This window comes from Pseudomonas sp. BF-B-15, assembly GCF_019946675.1.
Classification (GTDB): domain Bacteria; phylum Pseudomonadota; class Gammaproteobacteria; order Pseudomonadales; family Pseudomonadaceae; genus Aquipseudomonas; species Aquipseudomonas migulae.
Genome location: NZ_JAGYFZ010000180.1, coordinates 1 through 5,794, shown reverse-complemented (window position 1 = coordinate 5,794; position 5,794 = coordinate 1). Strand labels below are relative to the sequence as shown.

Sequence of the window (5,794 nt, the reverse complement as noted above, 5' to 3'; positions counted from 1 at the left end):
GTGTTGGCGGTGGGAGGTGCTGCTGTAGCAGCAGTCTGTCAGCAATGGTTGTTCGGGGTGCAGCAGAGGGTTTTGTGGTGTTTTGCAGATTGCTATCGCCGGCAAGCCGGCTCCCACAGGTTTCGTGTACGACGCCAATCCCCTGTGGGAGCTGGCCTGCCAGCGATGGCGGCCTGCCTGACACACCGCGCAATCCGCATCGCCAGCAAGCCGGCTCCTACAAGCGATTGCGGTTTTCGTTACGCCGGTGCGGTGGCGACGATATCGTCGATCGACGCACCCGCTTCGGCGCTGCGCAGATAGGTCTGGTACAACGCCGCATAGGCGCCACCCTGGTCGATCAATTGGCTGTGCGGCCCTTGTTCGACCAGGCGGCCATGACGGATCACTGCAATGCGGTCGGCATCACGAATGGTTGCCAGGCGGTGGGCGATGATGATCGCGGTGCGGCCTTCGCACAGTCGGCGGAACGCGCGCTGAATGCGTCGCTCGGTGTGGATGTCGACCGCCGAAGTCGCTTCGTCCAGCACCAGCACTGCCGGGTCCGCGAGGTAGGCGCGCACCAGGCACACCAGTTGCCGCTGGCCGTGGCTCAAGTGCCCGCCCAGCGGCCCGACTTCGGTCTGGTACTGATGCGGCAGGCGTTCCAGCACTTCATCCGCGCCCAGCTCCCGGGCAGCAGCAATCAGCCGGGAATCGTCCGCTTGGGGCGCGGCGAGGCGCAGGTTGTCGAGGATGCTGCCGCTGAACAGCACGTTGTCCTGCAACACCACGCCGACGTTGCGCCGCAGTTCATGCTGGGTGAGGTCGCGGATATCAACGCCATCGAGCTTCACCGCCCCCGACTGCACCTCGTAAAAACGCGTCAGCAACTGCACCAGCGTGCTCTTGCCATGGCCCGAGGGGCCGACGATCGCCAGCACTTCGCCGGCCGGAATCTGCAGGTCGAGGTCATTGATCACCGGTGAAGAACTGCCGGCATCGTAGGCAAACCGCACCCGTTCAAAACTGACTTCGCCGCGGGCCTTGCCCAAGTGTTGCGGGGTGGTGCTGTCGCTGATCTCCGGACGCGTGTCGAGCAGCAAAAAGATCCGCTGCGCCGAGGCCGATCCGGTGGCGTAACGCTCGAACAGGTCCGACAGTTCCTGCAACGGCCCAAGAAACAGGAACACATAAAACAGGCTTTCCGCGACCTGGCCCACGGTGACATCCGCCTGCGCCAGACCATAGGCGCCCACCAGCAACAACACCGCCATGCCGGCGGAGCTGAGCAGCGCGGTGAACGGTGCAAACCAGCTGGATCGCAGGCTGCCGCGAATCAGCGCCTGATTGAAATCATCCAGCAAGCCGCGATAGCGCCGCAGGTTGGGCGCTTGCTGGGCGCATTGTTGCAACATGCGTGCGCCGCTGACGCTCTCCACCAGATGCGCGGTGAAACGGCTGCGGTTTTCCGCGACCTTGGCCCAGTTGCGTTGGGAAATGCGTTTGAAACTCCAGGTCGCCAACACCAGCAACGGCACCGTGGCGGCGAGGCTGAGAAAGAATCGCGGGTCGATCCGCCACAACATCACCGAGGCAAGGCCACAGCGTAGCAATGCGCCCAGCAGTTCGGGTGGGCCCTGAATCAGCAGCGGTTCGAGGGCGTCGACATCGCGGTCGGCGCGAGAAATGATCCGCCCGGCCTTGGTCCGGTCGAAGTAGCTGACACTCAAGCTCTGCACATGGGCAAATACGCGCACCCGCAAGTCATTGAGTACGCGGATCGCCGCGCTGCCTGCGACAAACTGCGAGACACCGGCGAGCAGGAAACGCCCGAGCCAACTGGCCGCCAATCCGAGACCGAGCCACAGCACCAGGCGTTCGTCGAGCAGCCAGTGATCGTTCTGTTGAATCAGCCCACGGTCGAGCAACTCACGGACAAACCACGGCCGCAGAAACACCGTGAACACCAGCAGCAGTTCAATGCCGATGACGCCGACAATGTGCCGGCGAATCGGTTTCAGCAGCGGCAATAGCCGACTGAACATGCTGCGGTCGAGGGCCTTGCGGGCGAGCATTTCTTCGATTTCGATATCGCTCAAGGCCTTGCCGGCGATTGGGTTAGCCATGGTCGATCCCTAGCAGGTCGCGGTAGTCCGGATGGGTTTTGAGTAATGCTTCGTGGGTGCCGTTGGCGGTGATTTTGCCGTCCTGCAGCATCAGCACGCGGTCCGCCAGGAGGATGGTCGAGAGCTTGCTGGAGATCACCAGCAACGTGGTGGCCCGGCCCTGATCGCGGCGCAACTGGCGAATGTTGTTCAGCACCTGGCGTTCACTGATCGCATCCAGTGCGCTGGTGGCGTCGTCCAGGCACAGAATGTCCGGCTCGCCAAGCAGCGCGCGAGCCAGGCTCAGACGCTGGCGCTGGCCGCCGGACAAGGTCACGCCGCGATCCCCCAGCGGCGTGGCCAGGCCGTGCGGCAGGCGTTCCAGCACATCTTCGGCGGCGGCCAGGCGCAAACCGTGACGCAGTTGTTGATCGCTGGCGTCGGGTGCGGTCAGGCGCAGGTTGGCCGCGAGGGTGTCGGAAAACAGGAAGCTTTCCTGTGGCACCACGTGCACCCGGCGTCGCAATTCGTCGAGGTTCAACCGGCGAATGTCTTGCCAGCCGGCGCTGTCCGAACCGATCAGCAGACGCCCGGAATTGATGTCGCTGAGACGTGGCAACAGGCTTGCCAACAGGCTTTTGCCAGTGCCGGTGGCGCCGACGAGCGCGACGATTTCGCCGGGCTGCACGGTCAGTGAGCAGTCATGAAGAATGTCCAGGCCGCCACCCGGTGCGCTGACGTTGACGTGTTCCAGTTTCAGCCCCAGCGGCGTATCGGGCAGGATTGCGTTGCCGCTGCGGATCGCCGCAGGCTCGTCCAGCAGTTGCCAGATCCTTTCGGCGCTGGAGCGTGCGTCGGCGAAGGTCTGCATCACCCGGCCAATGCCTTCGATGCGGAACACCAGGGTGGTGGCGATCAGCAGTGAGGTCACCAGTTCACCGATACCCAATTGCGCGGTGGCCACCAGGTGCGCGCCGTACACCAGAATCCACACATGCCCCAGCGCGACGACCGCTTGAGGCAACGGAATCCGCGAACTGGAATAGGCGAGGGCCTGGCGGGCGTGCTCGGCGAACACCGCCACCTGCCCGGCGAAACGCTGGATGCGGCTGTGTTCCAGGCCAAACGATTTGATCACCCGCACGCCGCAGATGCCTTCGCTGAGGTCCTGATTGACCCGGTCGTAGGCCTCGCCGACGGCGCGGTCGAGGCTGACCAGACGCTCGGTCTGGCGCACGAAAATCCACAGGCCGAACACCGTCAGCAGCAGCGGCACCAACCCCAGCAGCGGGTTGTACCAGCTCAACAGGCCGACGGTGGCCAGCACCACCAGCGGGGTTTCCACCACCTGGCGCCAGAAACTGATCAGCGCATCGCGCACCTTGTCGGCATCACGGGTGGTGCGGGTGATCATTTCGCCCATGCCGTGCTGCCAGTGATAACCCAGGTGCAGGGTTTGCACCTGCTGCAGGATGCGCTCGCGCAGGCGCGTCAGCAGTTCCTGGCTGAGCACCAGCGACAGTACGCTGGCGGCGTATTGCAACACGCCACGGCCGAACGCCACGGCGAGCATCAGCCACAACCAGTACCAGCCGAGGCTGGCGTCGAGACTGCCATCGGCTTGCCGGACAACCGCGCGGCCGGCGCTGACGTCGTTGACGGCGTGGCCGATCAGCCATTGCTGCCAGACCAGCCCGAGGTTCACCGCGATGTACAACGCCGCCACTAGGGCGAAGCGCCAGGGCATCTCCCGGTAAATCGCCAGGCTGCGCAAGAGAGGATGTTTTTCGATCATGAAAAAGCTCTGAGTGGTGTGCGGACACGATCTCGACCCTGTAGGAGCCGGCTTGCCGGCGATGGGGCCTTGGGATTTTGCATGGGGCTTTAGGGCGCCTTCGCGGGCAAGCCTCGCTCCTACAGGGTTTTGCATTTGTTCAGGTGGAACGCCGAACCTGTAGGAGCCGGCTTGCTGGCGATGGGGCCTTTGGATTTTGCATAGGGCTTTAGGGCGCCTTCGCGGGCAAGCCTCGCTCCTACAGGGTTTCGCATTTGTTCAGGTGGAACGCCGAACCTGTAGGAGCCGGCTTGCTGGCGATGGGGCCTTTGGGTTTTGCATAGGGCTTTAGGGCGCCTTCGCGGGCAAGCCTCGCTCCTACAAGGGGAGGCGGTGCCTGGGGGATCACCGTCCGGGGCTGGTCGCGCCCTGTTTTTCCTTGGCGTTGAGGATTGCGGTGTATTCGCCGGGGTCGACGCCGTTGAGGTAGTAGTTGCCGACGTGGTGCAGGCGCCAGCGGATCGGGTCGTGGGTGGTGTGGACCCTTGCGTTGCGCCAGAAGCGGTCGAGGTTCCATTTGCTCAGCGAGGAACTGGCGCCAAGCAGGGAGAAAATGTCGCTGGAGATTTTCAGCGACGCCGCGTCGGAGTGGGCGCGGGCGGTGGCCACCGACAGAATCAGCTCGTCCTGCAGTTCCTTGTTGTCCGGGTCCAGTTCGTGCTGATCGAACACCCGCGCCGCGTCGCGCAGCAGCGATTGCGCGCCGCGCAGGGCCACGGCGTATTCGCCGATCTGCTTGATGATGTGCGGCTCCTGATTGGCGTGATCGACGCCGCTTTCCACCCACGGCCGCGCATTGTGATTCAGGTAGTCCACCGCAGCCGACAGCGCACCTTCGGCAATGCCGGTATCGATTGCCGCATGAAGGATCTGCGGGAAGGTCAACCCAGTGCGTTTCATCGGCCCTTTGCGCTGGGAGACAAAACCTTCGTCGAGTTCGATGTTGTCGAAAATCACTGTGCCGCTGACCGAGTTTTTCTGGCCGAACGCTTCCCAGTCATCCACCAGCGTCAGGCCCGGTGTGTTGCGATTGAGCAGCACCCCGGCACCGCCGTCATCACTGGCGGCGGTCAGGGAAATCCACTCGGCCAGGTAGGAACCGGTGGAGTAGAACTTGCTGCCATTGAGGATCAACTTGCCGTCGGCGCGGCGTTCGACGCGGGTCTTGAGGGCGAATTTGTTCTTGCCGCCGACTTCCGCCAGGGCATTGCCGAAGCGCTCGCCGGCCAATACATCGCGAACCAGTCGGTCGCGAATCTCGTCGGAGTACCCGGTAAAAATCCCTCGCAGCATGACGTTGTGGATTTGCAGCAACTGACCGACGCCGCCGTCGGCCACCGAGATGAGGCGCACGGTTTCGACGATGGTTTCCACCGAAGCGCCGAGACCACCAAACGCCTTGGGCACGCCAATGGCGGTCAAGCCGCTCTCCGACAACAGTTGCGCCTGACGCCGTGGCAGTTGGCCGTTTTGACTGGCGTCGGCGGCAATTTCGGCAATCTCCCGGGCGATGTCCCTGGCCACGGCGATGGCTTGAGCCTCGCTGTCCAGCAGGCGGATCGGCGCCTGTTCTTGTATCAGTTGTCCGGCGGGGTTGTGTTCGACCTTGCTCATTGCTGTACCTCTGATCATTGATCTGATGATGGCCATGAAACCTTGTAGGAGCCGGCTTGCTGCGGGCGGCGTTCCGACGATGGCGGCGGATCAAACAACATGGATGTCACCTGATGCACCGCCATCGCCGGCAAGCCGGCTCCTACAAAGGGATCGGTGTTTCACGGGCGTTGAAGGGCCTTGAGCAAGTTCTGCGCCAAGGGCTGGAACGCCCGCCCGACAAGGGGTTGGGCGGGCGTTCCAGCCCTTGGCGCAGAAC

The 5,794-nt window shown here is 63.4% G+C and carries 3 protein-coding genes; all 3 read right to left on the bottom strand.

All coding sequences use genetic code 11. The annotated features are described in order from the left end of the window. Positions 1-239: 239 nt before the first annotated feature. Positions 240-2,108, bottom strand: a complete 1,869-nt coding sequence (locus KGA97_RS28875) for an ABC transporter ATP-binding protein (protein WP_223481947.1) — start codon at positions 2,106-2,108, stop codon at positions 240-242. Beyond that, positions 2,101-3,882, bottom strand: coding sequence for an ABC transporter ATP-binding protein (locus KGA97_RS28870; RefSeq protein WP_223481946.1), 1,782 nt, complete (start codon positions 3,880-3,882; stop codon positions 2,101-2,103). The genes KGA97_RS28875 and KGA97_RS28870 overlap by 8 nt, the downstream gene beginning before the upstream one ends. A 384-nt stretch (positions 3,883-4,266) precedes the next feature. Next, positions 4,267-5,535 (bottom strand): acyl-CoA dehydrogenase family protein, encoded by a 1,269-nt coding sequence (locus KGA97_RS28865; RefSeq protein WP_223481945.1) that lies wholly within the window; start codon positions 5,533-5,535, stop codon positions 4,267-4,269. Positions 5,536-5,794: the final 259 nt, after the last annotated feature.